Source organism: Staphylococcus sp. HMSC071G07 (assembly GCF_001811435.1).
Classification (GTDB): Bacteria; Bacillota; Bacilli; order Staphylococcales; family Staphylococcaceae; genus Staphylococcus; species Staphylococcus pettenkoferi.
In genome coordinates, this window is record NZ_KV804778.1 from 1 (window position 1) to 20,784 (window position 20,784).

General features: G+C 39.8%; 19 protein-coding genes and 1 riboswitch. Of the genes, 16 read left to right on the forward strand and 3 right to left on the reverse strand.

Features of this window, described 5'->3' with window-relative positions:
• The coding region (locus tag HMPREF2802_RS08345; protein WP_141746388.1) for an Ig-like domain-containing protein at positions 1–2,191 on the forward strand (2,191 nt) is incomplete at its 5' end.
• Between the two features lie 197 nt (positions 2,192–2,388).
• Here HMPREF2802_RS08345 and panC read toward each other — a convergent pair.
• Both panC and panB read right to left on the reverse strand, forming a co-directional pair.
• A complete protein-coding gene (gene panC, locus HMPREF2802_RS08350) occupies positions 2,389–3,231 on the reverse strand; it encodes a pantoate--beta-alanine ligase (RefSeq protein ID WP_070503597.1) in 843 nt (280 codons plus the stop codon).
• Positions 3,224–4,042 (reverse strand): 3-methyl-2-oxobutanoate hydroxymethyltransferase, encoded by an 819-nt coding sequence (gene panB / locus HMPREF2802_RS08355; protein WP_070503599.1) that lies wholly within the window; start codon positions 4,040–4,042, stop codon positions 3,224–3,226. Before panB ends, panC begins: the two co-directional genes overlap by 8 nt.
• A 70-nt stretch (positions 4,043–4,112) precedes the next feature.
• On the opposite strand from panB, the gene HMPREF2802_RS08360 reads away from it, so the two are divergent.
• The 14 genes from HMPREF2802_RS08360 to pcp all read left to right on the forward strand — a co-directional run bounded on the left by HMPREF2802_RS08360 (position 4,113) and on the right by pcp (position 17,338).
• The gene (locus HMPREF2802_RS08360; RefSeq protein WP_070503601.1) at positions 4,113–4,967 is read left to right on the forward strand and encodes an oxidoreductase; all 855 of its coding nucleotides are present in this window, start codon (positions 4,113–4,115) and stop codon (positions 4,965–4,967) included.
• 138 nt (positions 4,968–5,105) lie between these two features.
• Entirely contained in the window at positions 5,106–5,675 is a 570-nt protein-coding gene (locus tag HMPREF2802_RS08365) for a DUF4064 domain-containing protein (protein ID WP_070503602.1), read from the forward strand.
• 283 nt (positions 5,676–5,958) lie between these two features.
• Positions 5,959–6,684 (forward strand): phosphoadenylyl-sulfate reductase, encoded by a 726-nt coding sequence (locus tag HMPREF2802_RS08370; protein WP_002472657.1) that lies wholly within the window; start codon positions 5,959–5,961, stop codon positions 6,682–6,684.
• A gap of 149 nt (positions 6,685–6,833) precedes the next feature.
• Positions 6,834–8,693, forward strand: a complete 1,860-nt coding sequence (locus HMPREF2802_RS08375) for an assimilatory sulfite reductase (NADPH) flavoprotein subunit (protein ID WP_070503604.1) — start codon at positions 6,834–6,836, stop codon at positions 8,691–8,693.
• A 17-nt stretch (positions 8,694–8,710) separates the two neighbouring features.
• Positions 8,711–10,447 (forward strand): NADPH-dependent assimilatory sulfite reductase hemoprotein subunit, encoded by a 1,737-nt coding sequence (locus HMPREF2802_RS08380; RefSeq protein WP_070503606.1) that lies wholly within the window; start codon positions 8,711–8,713, stop codon positions 10,445–10,447.
• A 15-nt stretch (positions 10,448–10,462) separates the two neighbouring features.
• Positions 10,463–11,236, forward strand: coding sequence for a uroporphyrinogen-III C-methyltransferase (gene cobA, locus HMPREF2802_RS08385; protein ID WP_070503608.1), 774 nt, complete (start codon positions 10,463–10,465; stop codon positions 11,234–11,236).
• A gap of 58 nt (positions 11,237–11,294) precedes the next feature.
• The gene (locus HMPREF2802_RS08390; protein ID WP_070503610.1) at positions 11,295–11,909 is read left to right on the forward strand and encodes an NAD(P)-binding protein; all 615 of its coding nucleotides are present in this window, start codon (positions 11,295–11,297) and stop codon (positions 11,907–11,909) included.
• 24 nt (positions 11,910–11,933) lie between these two features.
• Entirely contained in the window at positions 11,934–12,830 is an 897-nt protein-coding gene (locus tag HMPREF2802_RS08395; RefSeq protein ID WP_002472641.1) for a sulfite exporter TauE/SafE family protein, read from the forward strand.
• Between the two features lie 4 nt (positions 12,831–12,834).
• Positions 12,835–14,013 (forward strand): sulfate adenylyltransferase, encoded by a 1,179-nt coding sequence (gene sat / locus HMPREF2802_RS08400; RefSeq protein WP_002472678.1) that lies wholly within the window; start codon positions 12,835–12,837, stop codon positions 14,011–14,013.
• An 18-nt stretch (positions 14,014–14,031) separates the two neighbouring features.
• Positions 14,032–14,631 carry an adenylyl-sulfate kinase gene (gene cysC / locus HMPREF2802_RS08405; RefSeq protein WP_049408279.1) on the forward strand — a complete coding sequence of 200 codons (600 nt, stop codon included), beginning with the start codon at positions 14,032–14,034 and terminating at the stop codon, positions 14,629–14,631.
• A 27-nt stretch (positions 14,632–14,658) separates the two neighbouring features.
• Entirely contained in the window at positions 14,659–14,856 is a 198-nt protein-coding gene (locus tag HMPREF2802_RS08410) for a hypothetical protein (RefSeq protein ID WP_070503612.1), read from the forward strand.
• 185 nt (positions 14,857–15,041) lie between these two features.
• Positions 15,042–15,752, forward strand: coding sequence for a DUF969 domain-containing protein (locus HMPREF2802_RS08415; RefSeq protein WP_070503614.1), 711 nt, complete (start codon positions 15,042–15,044; stop codon positions 15,750–15,752).
• Positions 15,745–16,671, forward strand: coding sequence for a DUF979 domain-containing protein (locus HMPREF2802_RS08420; protein ID WP_070503616.1), 927 nt, complete (start codon positions 15,745–15,747; stop codon positions 16,669–16,671). Before HMPREF2802_RS08415 ends, HMPREF2802_RS08420 begins: the two co-directional genes overlap by 8 nt.
• A 31-nt stretch (positions 16,672–16,702) precedes the next feature.
• Positions 16,703–17,338, forward strand: coding sequence for a pyroglutamyl-peptidase I (pcp, locus tag HMPREF2802_RS08425; RefSeq protein WP_070503618.1), 636 nt, complete (start codon positions 16,703–16,705; stop codon positions 17,336–17,338).
• 274 nt (positions 17,339–17,612) lie between these two features.
• Here pcp and HMPREF2802_RS08430 read toward each other — a convergent pair whose 3' ends face one another.
• Positions 17,613–18,566 carry an oxygen-dependent tRNA uridine(34) hydroxylase TrhO gene (locus tag HMPREF2802_RS08430; protein WP_070503725.1) on the reverse strand — a complete coding sequence of 318 codons (954 nt, stop codon included), beginning with the start codon at positions 18,564–18,566 and terminating at the stop codon, positions 17,613–17,615.
• A 459-nt stretch (positions 18,567–19,025) separates the two neighbouring features.
• Between HMPREF2802_RS08430 and xylB the strand changes: the two genes are divergently transcribed.
• Positions 19,026–20,519, forward strand: coding sequence for a xylulokinase (xylB, locus tag HMPREF2802_RS08435; RefSeq protein WP_070503620.1), 1,494 nt, complete (start codon positions 19,026–19,028; stop codon positions 20,517–20,519).
• 90 nt (positions 20,520–20,609) lie between these two features.
• Positions 20,610–20,719: riboswitch (TPP riboswitch) on the forward strand.
• The last annotated feature ends 65 nt before the right edge of the window (positions 20,720–20,784 follow it).

The window sequence follows — 20,784 nt, forward strand, 5'->3', positions numbered from 1 at the left end:
TGGAGAAGAACTTGAAGTAACTGCGACAGACAAAGCAGGCAATACTTCAGATAAAGCAACAACAACTGTAGCTGACAAGACAGCACCAGACGCACCAACAGCTGAAGACGTAAATAGTGAAGATGACGCTATTAAAGGTAAAGCAGAACCTGGCTCAGAAGTCACTGTAAACATTCCAGGTCATGATCCAATCACAGGTAAAGCTGATGATGATGGTAATTACAGCATCGACTTACCGAAAGACTTAGAAGGTGGCGAAGAAATTACTGTTACAGCTAAAGACAAAGACGGCAACGTTTCAGGAGAAACTAAGAAAACAGTAACTGACGCGACAGCACCAAACAAACCATCAGTTAAAGGTGTAAACAGCACAGATAAAGAAGTTACAGGTACAGCCGAACCAGGTTCAACAGTTACAGTTAAATTCCCGGACGGCACAACATCAACAGGAACAGCGGACGACGACGGAAACTACATTGTTAAAATTCCTGACGATGTCGACCTTCAAGGTGGAGAAGAACTCGAAGTAACTGCGAAAGACAAAGCAGGTAATACTTCAGACAAAGCGACAACAACAGTATCAGACAAGACAGCACCAGACGCGCCAACAGCTGATGAGATTACAAGCGAAAGCCCATCAGTTAAAGGTAAGGCAGAACCAGGCTCAACGATTACTGTAAACATTCCAGGTCACGACCCAATCACAGGAACAGCAGACGACAATGGTAATTACGAAATCGACTTACCAAAAGATTTACAGGGCGGCGAAGAAGTAACAATTACAGCTACTGACAAAGATGGCAACGTCTCAGGAGAAACTAAACAAACTGTTAAAGATACAACAGCACCTGACACGCCAACAATTAATGATGTAACTAGTAGCGATAATTCAGTATCTGGTACAGCGGAACCAGGCTCAACAGTGACGGTAACGTTACCTGATGGTACAAAAGTTACAGGAACAGCAGACGACAATGGTAATTACACTATCGAATTACCTCAGACACTTAATGGGGGCGAAGAACTTGAAGTTACTGCAACAGATAAAGCAGGCAACACTTCAGATGCAGCCACAACGACTGTAACTGATACAACAGCACCTACTGAGCCTACGGTTAATGGAGTGAACAGTACTGATAAAGCAATCACAGGAAATGCCGAACCAGGTTCAACAGTCACAGTGACGTTCCCAGACGGCACAACAGCTACTGGAACAGCCGATGATGATGGTAATTACACAATTGAAATTCCAGATAACGTTAAACTTAACGGTGGCGAAACAGTATCAGTGACTGCGACAGATAAAGATGGAAACACTTCTAACCCAACGTCTGTAACCGTTGCAGATACAACAGCACCAACAACTCCGACTATTAATGACATCCATCATGGCGATACACAAATTTCTGGCCATGCAGAACCGGGCTCAACAGTGACTGTGACATTCCCAGATGGCACAACAGCTACTGGTACTGCAGATGATCAAGGAAACTATATTATTGATGTTCCAAGCAATGTGAACTTGAAGCCAGGAGATACAGTAACTGTTACAGCGACAGACAAAGACGGTAACACATCAGATTTAGCTGAAGTAACAGTTCAAGAAGGTAACAATATGGATCCAGGCAATAGTGGCTCAGGTGACCAACCTGCAGATCCATCAACGAATAACGGTGGTAACAATAATGGTTCTAATAACGGCAACCCTTCAGCTGGTAACAATACAGGTCAACCAGCCCATCATAACAACACTGGTTCTAACTCAACGAACGCTAACCAACCAGCAGCACCTGCAGTTAATCCAATAGGTCAACATGATCACGGTATTTCTGGTCAGAATGCTACGCCAGGTAATACAATCATTGCGACGTTCCCAGACGGTTCAACTGCTACGACAACAGTGAATAATGATGGAACTTGGAATATCACTGTACCAGCAAACACGCATTTTAATAACGGTGACACTGTACAAGTGGTTGAACAAGATGCAAGTGGTCATACTTCAAATACAACATCAGTAGTTGTGGGAGATAACCACGTAGCTCAAAGTGACAATCAAGATGAAGTTGATTTACCAGATACAGGTAACAGCGAATCTAACAAAGGTACAATCTTTGGTACATTATTCGCAGCACTTGGCGCGATCTTCTTATTCGGTAGACGTCGTAAAGATAAGAAAGATGAAGAATAAGCCAGAGAGATAATTAAATATCTTACTTGAATTTTTATAACTGTCAGCAGGTCTTCAAAGCTTGCTGGCAGTTTTTTGTTATTTTTAAAATGGCTAAACTAAGGACAGTGAGAAATACTAAAAAGGATTGCAAAGTGATACATAAAGATAGAAAAAATTTCGGCAGAATTCCGAAGCATGGAACCCTGCCTATAGTACTAAATTATAATATTGTCTATTAAGCGGGCTTTCGAGAATTTCACAGCAAGTGAGATAAAGATTTGTCCATTGATTACTTCTTGTTCCTCTAATTCTGGATAACTATAAACGGCCACTTCTTGAACTTCGCCACTTGTATGATCGTGGAGATAATCTGTTACAGCTTTGATGATATGAGCACTTTGTCTTTCGCCATCATCATACATTTCTTTGGCGAGTGCTAGACTTTTGGACAGATGAACAGCTTCTTGACGTTCGTGTTCAGTTAGATAGACGTTTCGAGAACTTTTAGCTAAACCATCGTCTTCACGAACGATATCAATGCCACGAATTTCAATAGGATGATTAAAGTCTTGAACCATCTTCTCTACAATCGCAAGTTGTTGCGCATCCTTTTTGCCGAAATAAGCGTGGTCAGGTTGAATAATATTAAAAAGTTTATTAACAACCGTCACTACACCTTCGAAGTGACCCGGACGTTGTGCACCCTCAAGTACTTCAGCCATGCGACCGACTTTCAAAGTAATTCCTAACGTGTTGGGGTACATTTCGTCGACACTTGGAGCAAAAACGTAATCGACACCGGCGCTACTTGCAGCTTGTGTGTCTTGCTCTATCTGTCTCGGATAAGCTTCGTAATCTTCGTTGGGGCCAAATTGAAGCGGGTTAACGAAGACGCTAATAATTGAGATATCGTTTTCGGCGCTAGAGTGACGCATCATTGTGAGGTGCCCATCATGGAGCGCACCCATAGTAGGAACGAAACCAATAGATTGACCCTCACGTTTAAATTGGGAGGTTAACGACTGCATTTCTTTAACTGTAGTAATACATTTAGTCATGATCTTCTACCTCGCTCATAATTTGTTTCTTATACGTATGCTCATCAGAAGGAAACGCTTGAGATTTCACTTCTTCGCGGTATTGTGTAAGTGCCGGCACACCGATAGAGAAGTCGGCATACGGTTTCACAAATTTAGGTTTGTAATCTGTACCATATTGTAAGATATCGTGATAGACCAACACTTGACCATCAGTATGACGACCAGCACCAATACCTATCACTGGAATGGTTACTGTTTCGCTAATCACTTTAGCCAGATCACTAGGGATTGCTTCAAGTACCAGCATGATTGCACCAGCTTGTTCTACTGCTTGAGTATCTTTAATCAGTTGTTGCGCTGCCTCTTTTGTACCAGCTTGAAGTTTATATCCCGTAACACCGACACTTTGTGGTGTTAAACCGAGATGAGAAACGACAGGAATACCCATACGCGTTACATTTTTAATAAAATCAGTAAGATGTGCACCTTCAGCTTTAATCGCATTGGCATCAGTTTCTCTATATAACTTCACTGCTTGTTGAATATCATAAGATTCACTTACGCCAACTTCTCCAAATGGAATATCGACGACCATAAATGTGTTGGGTGCACCGCGTCGTACGGCACGTGCATGGTGAATCATGTCGGCAAGTGTCACTTGAACCGTACTTTCATATCCTAGAACAGTCATGCCGAGAGAATCACCGACTAATATGGTATCTAACCCAGCTTCTTCTGCTTGTTTCGCACTAGGATAGTCATAGGCCGTAACCATGGTGATTTTCTCTTTTTCTTCTTTCATAGTCATTAAATCTTTTAATCGTTTCAATTTAAGCCCTCCCCATATTTGCTATACTTACCATTAGTATAGGTAATTTTATAAGGAAAGGAAAGTTGAGATGACTCGATACGGAGTAGTAGGACCAGGTGCGGTAGGGACAACAATTGCGTATGAGCTTGCCCAGGCTGATAACGAGGTTCAGTTGCTTGGCCGTTCAGATAAAAGTGTTGAATATGACCCAGGGAATAATCAGCCATGTACTTCACTTGAAGTAACGGATATTAAGAAAGTAGAAGCTCCCTTTGATGTGCTGTTTGTCACAGTAAAAGCGCATCAATTGGATGCTGTAATGCCTGATCTTGCACAACTAATAGATGACAATAGCATCGTTATCTTAGCACAGAACGGTTACCGAGATTTGAATCGTTTACCAATCAAGCATATCTATCAAGCAGTGGTGTATATCAGTGGACAGAAAGATGGTAATACAGTCACGCATTTCCGAGACGAAATACTACATCTACAAAGAGATAAGTCCACCCAACAGTTGAAACGTGAGCTTGATGGAAGTGGATTGCATATAGAACTTGAAGACAATATTGAAACGACTATTTGGTATAAATTATTGGTAAATCTAGGCATCAATTCAGTAACTGCTTTAGGTCACGATACGGCGCGCGTGTTAAAAGTAAATGGGATGCGTGAATTAGTTAGAAATTTAATTAACGATGGTCTTCAAGTTGCACAAGCAGAAGGCATTCAATTTGAAACAACGTTCATTGATGACATAATGCATATTTACGATGGCTATCCTGACGAAATGGGGACAAGCATGTACTACGACATCAAGGATAGAAAGACGCTCGAAGTCGATTACATTCAGGGTTATATCTATGAAAAGGCGCGGGTGCATAACCTCAATACACCGTACTTAGATACGATTTATACATTGTTATTAGCACATCAGGTTTAATGCTAGCATGCTTATGATGTATGCCAGTTATCAAAAAAACTATCAACAAGTATAAAATTCTAAAAGTAATTATTTATAATATTGAAATGGTAATTTTTTATTATAATCTAAGTATGACAGAGTAAAGGAGTGAACGAGATGAATCGGACAACTGTTAGAACTTTAGCATGGATTGGAAATGGTCTGAAAATATTAGCGCTTATTCTTTTGATACTCTTTTGGATATTTATTAATGTCACTTCAATGTATAATGCAAGTGTAATGGATGATGAAGATGCTGCAGGTTTATTAGTTTTTAATTTCTTTTTAGGCATTGGATTTGTCTTCTTTATTATAAGTTTAGTCGTTAGTATGCTTGCTACAGCGTGGATAGGTAAGAAAGATAAGCCAGCTGGAATAATGCTTATTGTTATTGGTGGTTTGGGTTTATTGAGTTCAGCTGTTATTACCGGAGCGCTTTGGCTTATATCAGGTATTCTACTACTTGTTACGATTAACGATGAAAAGAATAATTTATATAACGAACGAACTCAACAGTCGTATGCTGACTCTCAGTATTCAAATACTGTACATGAAAATAGTACTACAAATGAAAAGCAAACGCCTCAATCTAATCAAAATGAAGAAGAAAGTGAAAGTACTTCGACTTTTTCTCCTAAGAAAAGTGAAGAAGATAATCAACAAGAAGATCAACCTTATAAGTTTTAAACTGAATTATATAATAGGTAAGTCTGCGGGTAGTCTAACTCGCAGGCTTTTATATTGAGTAGAAAAAACAACTCGCTTTTATAGGTGTAAAATTCTACAAATTATTTTGAACGGCGATATCGCAATGATTAGAGAAAATAAAAAGACGCTATCTATTAGTAATATTCAGAAAAAAGCTTGACTTACTATTAAAAAATGGTTACCTTATTAACATATAATTCCGACAAAGTTGATAAGAGTTGGATGGAATAGGTCTCGTAATGTTAGGGGGTAACATTATAATATGAGTGAAGAAGTAATTACTTATGATAACTTCACATCTGACCCGTTCAAAGATTTCGAGCCAGATGACGAGACGAAAGGTGCATACCATGTGTTGAAATGGGCATATGACACTTATGGTAATGACATCGTTTATTCATGCAGTTTCGGTGCCGAAAGCATGGTGCTTATAGATTTAATTTACAAAGTTAAACCTAATGCACAAATCGTCTTTCTAGATACAGATTTACACTTTCAAGAAACGTACGATTTAATCGACCGTGTTCAAGAGAAATATCCAGAGTTACGTATCAAGATGAAGAAACCAGAACTCACACTCGAACAACAATCTGAAGAATATGGCGCTGCATTATGGAAGAAAGATCCTAACCAATGTTGCTATATCCGTAAGATTAAGCCACTCGAAGAAGAACTTTCAGGTGCAGTAGCATGGATTTCTGGTTTGCGTCGTGCGCAATCACCTACACGTGCAAATACTGACTTCGTAAATAAAGATGAACGTTTTAAATCTATCAAAGTGTGCCCATTGATTTATTGGGAAGAAGACGAAGTGTGGGATTATATTAAATCGAAAGATCTTCCTTACAATGAGCTACATGATCATAATTATCCAAGTATTGGCTGCATACCTTGTACGTCTCAAGTATTTAATTCTGACGACCCACGTGCAGGTAGATGGTCCAACTTTGGTAAGACAGAATGTGGTTTACACACAACCAAACCTTAATAGGGTAAGATTTTTTAACCACAATCCCTAGTTTAGCGATAGGAATATATTGCTTTCTAGAAATGGAAGGCAGTATTCCTATCCTACATAAATTACGAACTTAAATTGTAATAATTTTACTACAAATAGCAGATAAGAGGTGTCATTGAGTGAACTTAAATGTGACGAACAGTCCGTTAACTGAAGAACAAGCAGCGAAAGCCAATGAATTACTTGCATCTTTAACACCAGAACAGAAGATGTGGTTCAGCGGGTACATTACTGCAACGCAACACATAAGCGGATCAACGACTGGTGAAGCGATGGATGGTGCTACATCAAATGACAGCGCCGCAAATCTTCCATCAGGCTCAGCGCAAAGTAATGTTGCGCAACCGAAAGCACGAGATATCACTGTTCTCTATGGTTCAGAGACAGGAAACGCGCAAGGTGTAGCTGAAATGTTTGGCGAACGTCTACAAGGGCTAGGTCATACCGTGGAAGTCAAAGGTATGGATGAAATCAAGCCACGTAATATTAAAAAGGTTGAAGACTTATTTATTGTGACAGCTACACATGGTGAAGGGGATCCACCAGACAATGCGATTGAACTTCATGAATTCTTACATGGACGCAAAGCGCCGAAACTCGAAGGTGTAAGATTCTCAGTGCTTGCGTTAGGGGATCAATCGTACGATCATTTCTGTCAAACTGGTAAAGACTTCGATGCGAAACTTGAAGAATTAGGTGCAGAAAGACTTTATGAACGTATCGACTGTGACGTTGATTATGACGAAGATGCTGAGAAATGGATTGCGAAAGTTATAGACGCGCTAAACGAAGAAACGGGGAGCACGGCTCAAGCTGAAGAAGTCGTGAGTGAAACTATTCAATCTGAGAAGCAACAAAAACATTCTAAAGCCAATCCTTTCTATGCAGAAGTATTAGAGAATATTAATCTCAATGGACGCGGTTCAGCGAAAGAAACAAGACATATTGAATTATTGTTAGAAGATTTCAACGAAGAATACGAACCAGGCGATTGCTTAGTCGTACTTCCTGAGAATGATCCTAAACTCGTTAAGCAACTCATTGAAACGCTAGAATGGGATCCAGAACAAGACATCGTGATTAATGAAGACGAAGATAAGATGACATTACAAGATGCTTTAACACGTCATTTCGAAATCACAAGATTAACTAAACCGTTAGTTCAGAAAGCAGCTACACTCTTCAATAACGATGAACTTGCCAAGAAAGAGACAGACTCTGACTGGATTAAATCTTATATTGATGGTCGAGATTTAATCGATTTAATTCAAGACTTTAAACCTGACGGACTCAAGCCAGATGATTTATATGGTATGTTACGTAAATTGCCGCCACGTGAGTATTCTATCGCTAGCAGTTATCAAGCTGCACCAGATGAAGTGCATATTACTGTTGGCGCAGTTCGTTACCAAGCACACGGACGTGATCGTTCAGGTGTATGTTCTATACAACTTGCTGAGCGTATAGAACCAGGTGATACAGTACCGATTTATCTCAAACATAATCCTAATTTTAAGTTTCCTAAAGATGAAGAGACGCCAGTCATTATGATTGGACCAGGGACAGGTGTTGCACCGTTTAGATCCTATATGCAAGAAAGAGAAGAACTTGAATTAGAAGGCAACACATGGTTGTTCTTCGGTAATCAGCACTTTAGAACAGACTTCTTGTATCAAACAGAGTGGCAATCTTGGCTTGAAGATGGTTATTTAGAACGTATGGATGTCGCTTTCTCAAGAGATACTGACGATAAGGTGTACGTGCAACATAAGATTAAAGAGAACGCGAAGTTATTTAATGAATGGTTAGAACGTGGCGCTTCTATTTATGTCTGTGGCGACGAGAAATATATGGCTAAAGATGTACATGAAGCGATTAAACAAGTCATCAGTCAAGAGCGTCAGATTTCCGAAGATGACTCAGAAGAATTCTTAAAACAACTCAAACGCGATAAGAAATATCAACGGGACATATACTAAAGGAAAGGATAGATTTCATGGTTAAGACTAAAGCTGAAGTAGGGGAAGAGAACTTTGAAGTTCTACATCCCAATGAAAAGCTTAAATATGACAGTAACTTTCTACGTGGAACCATTGTAGAAGGTCTTAATGATCCTTTAACTGGTTCCATATCTAAAGATGATACTCAGCTCACGAAATTCCATGGTACTTACCAACAAGATGATCGTGATTTACGTGATGAACGTCGTAAACAAAAGCTTGAACCCGCTTATATGTTTATGATTCGTGTTCGTCTCCCAGGAGGCACAGCGACAACAGATCAATGGTTAGCCATGGACGAAATTGCTGACAACTATGCGAACGGGACTTTGAAACTTACAACAAGACAAACATTCCAATTCCATGGTGTGTTAAAGCATAATTTGAAAAACTCAATGCAAGGCTTAAATAAAGCATGTCTCGATTCGATTGCGGCGTGTGGGGACGTCAATCGTAACGTGATGTGTAACTCTAATCCAAATCAGTCTGATGTTCATGAAGAAGTGAACCAACTCGCAAATGATATCAGTAATCACATGACACCTAAAACAGGTGCGTATCACGAAATTTGGTTAGATGGCGAGAAAGTTGCCAATTCTAAAGATGAAAGTGAAGAGGTAGAACCGATTTATGGTAAGACGTATTTACCTCGTAAATTTAAAATTGGTATCGCTGTACCACCGTCTAATGATATTGATGTGTACTCACAAGATATTGGACTCATCGCTATCGTTGAGAACGAACAACTCGTCGGATTCAACGTGCTTATTGGCGGCGGAATGGGTATGACACACGGTGAAGAACATACGTATCCTCAAATTGGTAAACTCGTTGGTTACGTGCCTAAAGAAGAAATCATCGATGTCTGCGAAAAGATTGTCACAGTACAACGTGATTATGGTGATCGTGAAGATCGTAAACAAGCACGTTTTAAATATACTATCGACCGTTTAGGTGTCGACATTGTTGTAGACATGATTAACGAACGTCTTGGTTGGAACATGGAAGAACCAAGAGACTTCGAATTTGAAGACAACGGAGATCAACTTGGATGGGTTGAAGGTAAAGGAATGTACCACTATACCTTATTTATCCTCAGTGGTCGTGTGAAAGATACAGAAGATTACAAGTTAAAGACTGCAATCAAAGAAATTGCGCATAAACACAAAGGTTATTTCAGACTTACACCTAACCAGAACTTAGTGATTTCTGACGTTAAGCCAGAAGATAAAGATACGATTCAAGAAATTATTGATAAATATGGTCTGACTGATGGCAAGCATTATTCTGGTTTAAGACGTAACGCGATGTCATGTGTAGCCTTCCCAACATGTGGCTTAGCGATGGCTGAGTCTGAGCGTTACCTTCCATCATTACTAGATAAAATGGAAGACTTACTCGATGAAGCGAATATCGACGACGAAGAAATTACAATCCGTATTACAGGTTGTCCAAATGGATGTGCAAGACCAGCCTTAGCTGAAATCGGTTTAGTAGGTAAAGCGCCAGGTAAGTATAACTTATATCTTGGTGGTGGCTTTAAAGGTGATCGACTCAGCAAATTGTTTAAAGAGAATATTAATGAGAAAGAAATTCTCGACAGCCTTCGACCTATTCTTGTTGATTACGGTAAAGAGAAGATGGAAGGTGAACACTTCGGCGATTACGTTATCCGTGCAGGTATCGTTGAGAAGACTGAAGATGGTACAGACTTCCATAAAAATATTAAATAGAAAAGTGGTGAGACGATGGGCAAAGTGTTTCTTGTAGGTGCTGGACCTGGAGATCCTGACTTATTAACGATTAAAGCTTTAAAAGCAATTCAACAATCTGATGTCATTCTTTATGACCGATTAGTAAATAGAGAAATTCTCGAGTATGCTAAACCGAATACGAAGTTTCTCTACTGTGGTAAAGATCCTAATCGACATTCTTTACCACAATCTGAAACGAACAAGACGATGGTTGCTTTAGCGAAAAAAGATCATACGATTACACGCTTAAAAGGCGGCGATCCTTTCGTCTTTGGTCGTGGAGGAGAAGAAGCGGAAGTGTTAGCACAGAACAATATCGATTTCGAAATTGTACCAGGCATTACTTCAGGTATCGCAGCACCAGCTTATGCTGGTATACCAGTTACCCATCGTGACTATAGTTCTTCTGTCGCTTTCGTTACAGCAGTGACTAAGGATGATATCGAGGAGAATATCCACTGGGAACATCTCGCTCAAGGACCTGAAACGTTATGTGTCTATATGGGAGTTAGAAAGTTATCCTATATTTGTCAGATGTTGGTCAACAACGGACGTGCTGCTGACACACCAGTCGCTCTCGTTCGTTTAGGTACCACATCACAACAAGAGACTGTGGTAGGGACTTTAACTGATATCGTAACTAAAGCGCAAGACATTCAGAATCCTGCGATGATTATCGTAGGTGAAGTAGTGAACTTACGAGACAAGATCAGTTGGTTTAAGGAGATGTCATTAGCTAAAAACATACCATCTGTTACGTTAAATTAGTACACTAGTAGTAAATACAAAGTGAACTAATGTAGAACAATAAAGAGAGGTATAAAAGATGACATCTCACATGCCAATTATGGTTGATTTGCATAATAAAGACGTAGTTGTAATCGGAGGCGGAAAGGTGGCTGCACGACGCATTAACGTCGTAGTACGCTATACCCATAACATTACTGTTATCACTCCAGAGGTACATGAAGATATTCGCGCTTTGATAGAACAGGGAACGATTCATTGGCAGGCGCGCCGCTACCGAAGCAATGATATACAAAATGCAGATTTCATCATCATTGCTACAGATAATTCCGAGTTAAACGATTCGATTAGTCGTGAAGCGTCAAGCTCTGCTTTAGTGAATGTAGCGAGTAATGCAGAAGCGGGCAATGCTACGTTTCCAAGTATCATTCACAGAGGCAAGTTGACGTTAAGCGTCTCAACAAACGGAGCAAGTCCACAATTAACGAAACAGATAAAGAAAGAATTAGAGACGAAGTATGACGAATCATATGAAAGTTATATAGACTTTCTTAACCAGTGTCGAATCAAAGTGAAACATACTTCGCTCAGCGCTTCAGAAAAGCAAAGTTTATTGAAATCTCTGCTTTCAGAAGAATATTTCTCACAGATGCAACAACAAGAAATGCTTCATTATCTTGATAGATTAACTTAATTAAGAACTGGGGGCGGAAAGGATATGCGGAAATTACTAATATTTGCCTTAGCGGGCTTCGTAGCACAATTGATTGATGGCTCCTTAGGCATGGGGTTCGGTGCTTCCTCATCCTCTATATTATTAACGTTTGGTATAACTCCAGCCATCGTCTCAGCAACCGTACACTTTTCAGAAATAGCTACGACAGCAGCATCCGGAACGTCTCATCTAAAATTTAAGAACGTCCATAAACCGACGATGATTAAACTCGCGGTTCCAGGAGCGATTGCCGCGTTTCTAGGTGCAGCCTTTCTCACACATATTAAAGGCGATAACATCAAGCCCTTTATTGCGACATTCTTGCTCTTGATGGGATTCTATATCTTGTACCAATTCTTATTTAAAAGAAATCACCCATCCGAAGGACACAAAGTCGGAAAGATAAACAGTTTCTTAATTATTCCGCAAGGCTTAATTGCAGGAATATTAGATTCGATAGGTGGTGGCGGTTGGGGTCCCGTCAATACACCACTACTTCTCTCAAGTAAGAAACTGGAACCACGTTATGCGATTGGAACGGTTTCTGCGAGTGAGTTTTTCGTCACAATTTCCGCCTCATTAAGCTTTATTATCTTTTTAGGCGTGAGCCAAATTAATTGGGGCTTAGTCATCGCATTAAGTGTGGGTGGCATGATTGCTGCTCCTATTTCAGCTTTTCTCGTACGTATACTTCCTGTCAATGTATTGGCGGTATGCGTAGGAGGACTGATTATCTTTACGAATAGCAACGCGTTGTTACAGTATCTCGTTTCTAATGCAGCGCTTGCGAATACGATTAAAGGTATTATTGTCTTTCTATTCGTAATTCTCATTCTTTATGTGGTGAATCGAAACCGGTCTTTTAAGAGAACTAAAAATAAAAAGAAAGTTGAGGTATAAACACATGGCAGTTTCAAATGACATTATCAATAATACAATCAAACCGCATGGAGGCGAGCTGATTAATCGTGCTCTAGAAGGTCAAGAGCGTGAAACACTTATCCAACAAGCTCAAGACTTTCCAAGTGTAACGCTCAATCCATGGAGTCTTTCTGATCTTGAATTAATTGGTATTGGTGGATTCAGTCCACTCACTGGTTTCATGGGTGAAGCAGATTACAACAAGGTAGTAGAAGACACACACTTAGCTAATGGCTTAGTATGGAGTATTCCAATCACACTACCAGTAGATGAAGCGAAAGCAGATGAGCTTAATGTGGGCGATCGTGTCGCATTGTATGGCGAAGATGGCGAACTTTACGGCGTCTTAGACTTAGAAGAGAAATTCAGTTATGACAAAGAGAAAGAAGCACGTGAAGTATACGGCACTACTGACGACAATCATCCAGGTGTTAAAAAAGTTTATGAAAAAGGCTCAATTTATCTCGGTGGTCCAGTTTATTTATTAAACCGTCCAAAACACGATGAATTCTCTGATTATCACTATGATCCAGCGGAAACACGTCAAATGTTCGCTGACTTAGGTTGGAAAACAGTTGTAGGTTTCCAAACACGTAACCCAGTGCATCGCGCACATGAATATATTCAAAAATCAGCTTTAGAAATTGTAGATGGCTTACTTTTAAACCCACTCGTAGGGGAAACGAAATCAGATGACATCCCTGCAGATGTGCGTATGGAAAGCTATCAAGCAATACTCAAAAATTATTTCCCAGAAAATAGAACACGTTTAGTGATCTATCCAGCAGCAATGCGTTACGCAGGACCTAAGGAAGCAATTCTGCATGCGACTGTACGTAAAAACTATGGTTGTACACACTTCATCGTAGGTCGTGACCACGCAGGTGTCGGCGATTACTACGGAACTTACGAAGCGCAAGAGCTCATTTCACAATATGAAGATGAATTAGGTATTCAAATATTAAAATTTGAGCACGCTTTCTACTGCGAAGTATGTGGCAACATGGCAACAGCGAAGACTTGCCCACATGACAGTTCTAAACATCTTCATTTAAGTGGTACGAAAGTACGCGAAAAACTACGTAACGGTGAACCATTACCTAAAGAATTCTCTCGTCCAGAGGTTGCTGAAGTCTTAATCAAAGGACTTAAAGAAAACTAATATTTGAGGAGTGAAATGATGGGTGAATCAACAAATATTACTTGGCATGACTCAGAAGTAACGAAACAAGATCGTCAACAATTGCATGGTCATAAGAGCGCTACACTATGGTTTACTGGTTTATCAGGATCCGGCAAATCAACGATTTCAGTAGAGTTAGAGAAAGCTTTATTTGAACGTAAAAAACATGCCTTTCGTTTAGACGGCGATAACGTTCGTCATGGATTAAATAAGAATCTAGGCTTTAGTCCTGAAGATCGTCAAGAGAATATTCGTCGGATTGGCGAAGTAAGTAAACTAATGGTAGATGCAGGGCTCATCACTATCACTGCATTTATTTCTCCTTATCGTGAAGATAGAGATAATGTGAGAGCGATGTTAGATGACGACGAATTTATCGAAATCTATACCCAATGTAGTGTTGAAGAGTGTGAACGACGCGATCCTAAAGGACTTTATAAGAAAGCTAGAACAGGTGAAATCCCAGAATTTACTGGAATTAGTGCACCTTACGAAGAACCACGTAATCCTGAAATCACAATTGATACTGAGCAATTAGATGTTAAAGACGCTGTTACACAAATTCTAAATTATTTAGAAGAGCATCAATATATTTAATGGATTGTCTATAAAGGAGGAGACCTCATGAACTTAGTAGGAATTATCATTTTAATATTATTTATCATCTTTATTGCGAGTGTTACAATTAACGCGATATTACTAGCAAAAGGCACAGAGCGTCGTCGATTTTTCTTTGAAACGAATTTACTTTCTAAGTTCATGGTAGGATCTTTCATCCTATTGGGCATTATTTTAGTGGTGCTCGGACATTATCATCATTAAGCATGTAATAATTGAATCTATCTAAGTAAACCCTTTGAGTAGTATGGTTGGAGTATCTGTCCTCTAACCGTACTACTCTTTTTCAATGTGCAGTAAATTAACAAGAAGGACTATTATTAAATTCTGAATTATGATAATCTTTAATGCAATTAGCTTTTCATTTTAAACAAAGGGGAGTTGAAACTATGGAATGGCTTAAATTAATAGGCATTGTGATTATCATTGTTGGCTTTTTAGTCAAGATAGATACGATTGCAGTTATCTTAATCGCTGCGATAGCGACTGGGTTAGTATCAGGGATGGACTTTACTCAAATATTAGCTACTTTAGGAAAAGCGTTCGTAGATCAGCGCTTAGTCACATTATTCGTCTTAACCTTACCAATGGTTGGACTCATTGAACGCTTTGGACTAAAGAAACAAGCATCTAATTTGATTGGTAAAGTACAAAAAGTCACGAGTGGAAGATTGATGACCTTGTATTTAATTCTAAGAAAAGTCGCAGGGTTAGCTTCTATTCGTATCAATGGACACCCGCAATTTGTGCGCCCACTCATTAATCCTATGACGCAAAGTACATTGCGCACACGTTATAACTTAAATCAAAAAGAAGTAGATCCAAAAGATATTGATAAAATCAAAGCACAAACTTCTGCTATGGAGAATTACGGTAACTTCTTTGGACAAAATTTATTTATTGGTTCTGCAGGAGTACTATTGATGGCTGGAACGTTTAAGTCGTTACATATTAACGTAAATGCAGTTGATCTTGTCTTAGCTTCACTACCTATCGCTGGGGTGACGATAGTTATCGTCTGGCTCAATAATATCTTGTTCGACCGTTATTTAGATAAAAAGTATGGACGAACTCACAAAGGGGTGCGTAATGATGAGTGAGACAGTAATTAATCGCATTCTAGAATGCTTCTATATTCTAGCGGGTTTACAATTCATCTACACAGCTTATCGTGCTTTGAAAGCGCCTGACAAAGGTAAACGAGTAGGAACTGCACTTTTCTGGCTAATACTTGCAATATTATTTATTGCAGGTCCATATTTGCCTAACGTCATAAATGGTTTACTTATCGTTCTAATGGGCGTACTCACGCTCTTCAAACAAGTTACGATTAAAAATATCATTGATGTAAATGAGAGTGAAGTAGAGCAAGGTGCACGTCGTTACGGAAACAAACTATTCATACCTGCATTAGTTTTAGCAGTCGTAGCAGTCATCGTTTCGAATTGGACACCTTTAGGCGGTGCAATTGGCTTAGGTGTATCTTCAGTTGTAGGTTTAATCGCAGCATTACTCGTTATTAAACCTAAAGCGAAATACATACTTTATGATAGCGACAGGTTGACACAACAGGTCGGTGCTGTAGGTATTCTACCGCAATTTCTAGCTGCTTTAGGTGTTCTTTTTACAGCGAGTGGCGTAGGGAAAGTAATTTCTCATGGTATATCTTCATTTCTACCTGAAGGAAGTCATCTCGTTGGCTCTATCGCTTATATATTAGGAATGGTGCTGTTTACGATGTTGATGGGGAATGCGTTTGCGGCTTTCACTGTTATTACTGCAAGTATAGGAATTCCTTTCGTTATTGCACAAGGTGGAGACCCAGTTATTGCTGGCGCCTTAGCTATGACAGGTGGTTTCTGTGGCACACTCATTACCCCTATGGCAGCTAACTTTAATACGTTGCCAGTAGCATTGTTAGAAATGAAAGACGAGTTCGGAGTGATTAAGGCACAATTACCTGTAGCACTACTGCTTATCGTTGCTCACATTGCTTTAATGTACTTTTGGGCATTTTAATTTAACTAATCAATAATAGGAGGACTTGCTTATGAACATACTAGTCGCAGCATTTGATCCGTTTGGTGGAGAGAAGATTAATCCAGCTCTTGAAGCGGTGAAGTCTTTGGATGACACGATTGGTGAACATCAAATTACAAAGTTGGAGATTCCCACAGTATTCCATAAATCAAAACAGGTTATTGAACAAGAACTTGAACAACATAACTATGATGCAGTGCTAGTGATAGGACAAGCTGGAGGTAGATTTGAACTCACGCCTGAACGTATCGGAATTAACTTAGATGATGCACGTATTCCAGATAATAAGAAGAATCAACCTATTGATCAGAGTATTCAAGCAGAAGGTGATGCTGCTTACTTCTCTAATATGCCTGTTAAAAGGATGGTCGAGGCTATCAAAGAAGCGGGCGTACCAGCGCGATTGTCTAACACCGCCGGAACTTTCGTGTGTAACCATATTCTATATCAATTAGGCTATATACAAGCGACACGTTTCTCAAATATACGATTTGGTTTCATTCATGTACCTTACGTACCTGAACAAGTAACAGATAAACCTAATCAACCATCTATGTCTCTTGAAACGGTGGTTAAAGGTTTAACTGCCGCAATTCGAGTGATTGATCAGCAAGATGAAAAAATTGCATTAGGAGAAACGCATTAAATTGAACTTAAATTTTTCGATTGGAATGAGTGACGTTTGATGGACTTATCATATATTGGTGGGCAACACTAAAGCAAATTGCAGTTATTCAATTTTTGGACGGAGGGGAGTAACAGAATTTCAGCCTCACCGAAAATTTTCTTAAAAATGAATTAGGGGACGCTCGCAAAAAATCAAATAACGCAAAAATGAGATTACTTTTACACTCTGCGAAATCACTAACTAAAAAAGCTACTTCCACTGCACGAGGGAAGTAGCTTTATTGCGTCAAAAATTATTGTTTAGCGAGTTCTTTAAAGTTCTCAAGACGACGTTGTTTCTCTTCGTCGCTAATGTTATGGCGTTTCACATAACGGTTGCGCTCGTCTGCCGCACAATCGTAACTGCATGCGCCTAAGTAGCGTTCTTCGTTCTCTTCTGAAACGAGAATTTGTTTGTTACATTCTGGGTTACTACAGTTGATGTAGCGTTCGCATGGTGTACCGTCGAACCACTCTTTACCAACAACTGTCTTGTTCACGTGGTTCACGTCGACGCTGATACGTTCATCAAATACGTACATTTTACCATCCCAGTATTCACCTTGAGTCTCAGGATCTTTACCGTAAGTCGCGATACCGCCTTCAAGTTGACCTACGTCTTCGAAACCTTCACGTTTCAGCCAACCTGAGAATTTCTCACAACGGATACCACCTGTGCAATAAGTGACAATCTTCTTACCTGAAAGCTCATCTTTGTGATTTCTGATCCAGTCAGGTAAATCTCTGAAGCGAGTGATATCAGGACGAACTGCGCCACGGAAGTGACCTAAGTCATACTCATAGTCGTTACGTGCATCTAGGATGATTGTGTCATCTGATAGTAACGCTTCTTTAAATTCGCTTGGTGAATAATATTTACCTGTGAGTTCTTTCGGGTTTACATCTTCATCTAAATCAAATGCGACGATCTCTTTTCGAGGGCGCACGTGCATCTTCTTGAATGCGTGTTCTTCAGCTTTATCTTCTTTAAATACGATATCTTTGAAACGCTCATCTGAACGGACATGTTCTTTATATTTTTCTGTCGCTTCAACTGGACCTGATAACGTTCCGTTGAGTCCCTCTGTTGAGACTAGGATGCGTCCTTTCAAGCCGAGTGATTTACAGAAATCTAAATGTTCTTGCGCAAATGTTTCTGGATCATCGATAGTTACGTATTTGTAATATAGTAAGACTCTATAATCCATACTCATACTTACCTTCTCCTTTATATTATGATTACTTTATATGTTAACGATAACTCCAACGCTTTGAAGTGAATAATTGAAATAGTTGCTAAGCGATAATACTACTCATTAAGGGGAATTAAACTGTTTAACAGTAATATTCTAACATGTATGTCAAACCTATATGAGCGAGTTGCCTATAAAGATTTACGAGTAGTTACGACCTCCTTAACACTCTCTTATTATGCCTTAAGAAAGTAGGGTAGGGACACTATTTTGTTTCAGTAGCAACTTTGCCATATAAATATCACTTTTTAGACATCGGGCAGACTGCTCACCCTGTTAAAGCGCATGGTTGTCCCATTTTCAACTCAACCGCCTAGCCTTATTTAGGAGTTGTTTTTCTAGAAAAGGTGTGATAAATCTTAAAGATAATAAGAGAGCTAGAAAAAATTCTGAAGTAAAGGACGAGTGTGAACAGTGAAAGAAGTAGTGTTGGGCATTGATATTGGTACAAGTTCAGTGAAAGCGATTGCGGTCGACAAGCAAGGTGCAGTCGTAGCTGTAGCGAAAGAAGATTTGAATATTTATCATGATTATCCAGGTTACAGCGAGCAAGATCCTGATGAATGGTTTGAAGCAGCGACTTCTTGTGTGAAGCAACTTCGCCAAGACGAAGCGATGGCTCATTACGTCATCAAAGGCTTGTCATTCTCAGGGCAAATGCATGGTTTAGTGCTATTGAACAAGGATTTGAAACCACTCCGTAGAGCAATACTCTGGAATGATACACGTTCTTCAGAGCAGTGTAAACAGATTATTAATCAATTAGGGAATTACGTGCTTGGAAATCCAGTTCTGGAAGGCTTTACGTTAACAAAATTATTGTGGGTAAAAGCGCACGAACCTGAGAATTGGGAACAAGCTCATGTCTTTATGTTGCCGAAAGATTATGTGCGCTTTAAATTTACAAATCAGATCAACATGGAATACTCTGACGGTTCAAGTACGTTGCTCTTAGATCCTGTAACGAATGCATGGTCGAAAGAAACAGGCGAACGTTTCGGCATGAAAGACATTTACCCTGAGTTGGTTCCTTCGACGGCGAAAGTGGGTCATATCACGACATCGCTTGCACAAGAACTCGGCTTAGAAGATGATGTTGCAGTCTTCGCTGGTGGAGGAGATAACGCATGTGGTGCTGTAGGCGCTGGTGTGATGAACGCGAACGAAACGCTATGCAGTATTGGTACGTCAGGTGTTGTCTTATCGTGTGAGACAGAAAAAGATAAGACGATGTATCACAATATTCACATGTTTAAGCACGCGAAGATGCACATGTCGTACGCGATGGGCGTCACGTTAGCAGCTGGCGATAGCTTGAGTTGGCTGAAACGTATCGTCTTTCCTAATTTGGACTTTTCAGAGATTGTAGATTTGGCTGCGCAATCGCAACCTGGTAGCAATGGTTTGCTCTTCGCCCCTTATCTATCAGGGGAACGCACGCCGCATGGTGACGCGAATATCCGAGGCAGTTTCATAGGTCTTAGCGGGATGCATACGGAAGCAGATATAGCACGTGCTGTCCTAGAAGGTATTACTTTCTCGCTCTATGATTCAATTGCTTATTTGCGCGAAACTGGTAAAAATATTTCAGAAATCGTAGCAATTGGCGGCGGTGCACAAAGTGAATTCTGGCTTCAACTACAAGCAGATATCTTTAATGCTGATATTAAAATTTTACGTAACGCGGAAGGTCCGAGTATGGGTGCGGCAATGATTGCGGCTTACGGTTTAGGTTGGTTTGAATCGTTAGAAGATTGTGTAGAACAATTTATTGAATACGGTGCAGTGTATCATCCTGATGCTAAGCGTCACCAACGTTATCAGCAGTTTTACAATTTGTATCAACAAGTTTATCCGCAAACGAAAGACATTACAAAAGGTCTGTTAGAGTTAACGCGTAAGCAGTAAGGTTTCTAATTACACTCTTGAATCCGCTTGCAAGATAGCTCGGCTTGCGTTAATATAAAAATTGAATTACGAACTGAATAGAAATGAGTAGTGAACCACTGGAAGTGCTTTTGTTAAAGGCTGAGATTAAAGTATCGACTTTAGAATTCCTAGAACCTGATCCAGTTCATACTGGCGTAGGAAAGTGGCGTTCAACGAGTTGATAAAGCAAGATGCGTAGACGTTATTTTTCTAGCCGGAAAAATAACGTCTTTTTTATTTGGGG

Bases quoted from the DNA above. Each gene is read 5' to 3' on its own strand.
- panC (WP_070503597.1), bottom strand. From the start codon at position 3,231: ATGACTAAATGTATTACTACAGTTAAAGAAATGCAGTCGTTAACCTCC.
- HMPREF2802_RS08360 (WP_070503601.1), top strand. From the start codon at position 4,113: ATGACTCGATACGGAGTAGTAGGACCAGGTGCGGTAGGGACAACAATT.
- HMPREF2802_RS08365 (WP_070503602.1), top strand. From the start codon at position 5,106: ATGAATCGGACAACTGTTAGAACTTTAGCATGGATTGGAAATGGTCTG.
- HMPREF2802_RS08370 (WP_002472657.1), top strand. From the start codon at position 5,959: ATGAGTGAAGAAGTAATTACTTATGATAACTTCACATCTGACCCGTTC.
- HMPREF2802_RS08380 (WP_070503606.1), top strand. From the start codon at position 8,711: ATGGTTAAGACTAAAGCTGAAGTAGGGGAAGAGAACTTTGAAGTTCTA.
- cobA (WP_070503608.1), top strand. From the start codon at position 10,463: ATGGGCAAAGTGTTTCTTGTAGGTGCTGGACCTGGAGATCCTGACTTA.
- HMPREF2802_RS08390 (WP_070503610.1), top strand. From the start codon at position 11,295: ATGACATCTCACATGCCAATTATGGTTGATTTGCATAATAAAGACGTA.
- HMPREF2802_RS08395 (WP_002472641.1), top strand. From the start codon at position 11,934: ATGCGGAAATTACTAATATTTGCCTTAGCGGGCTTCGTAGCACAATTG.
- sat (WP_002472678.1), top strand. From the start codon at position 12,835: ATGGCAGTTTCAAATGACATTATCAATAATACAATCAAACCGCATGGA.
- cysC (WP_049408279.1), top strand. From the start codon at position 14,032: ATGGGTGAATCAACAAATATTACTTGGCATGACTCAGAAGTAACGAAA.
- HMPREF2802_RS08410 (WP_070503612.1), top strand. From the start codon at position 14,659: ATGAACTTAGTAGGAATTATCATTTTAATATTATTTATCATCTTTATT.
- HMPREF2802_RS08415 (WP_070503614.1), top strand. From the start codon at position 15,042: ATGGAATGGCTTAAATTAATAGGCATTGTGATTATCATTGTTGGCTTT.
- HMPREF2802_RS08420 (WP_070503616.1), top strand. From the start codon at position 15,745: ATGAGTGAGACAGTAATTAATCGCATTCTAGAATGCTTCTATATTCTA.
- pcp (WP_070503618.1), top strand. From the start codon at position 16,703: ATGAACATACTAGTCGCAGCATTTGATCCGTTTGGTGGAGAGAAGATT.
- HMPREF2802_RS08430 (WP_070503725.1), bottom strand. From the start codon at position 18,566: ATGGATTATAGAGTCTTACTATATTACAAATACGTAACTATCGATGAT.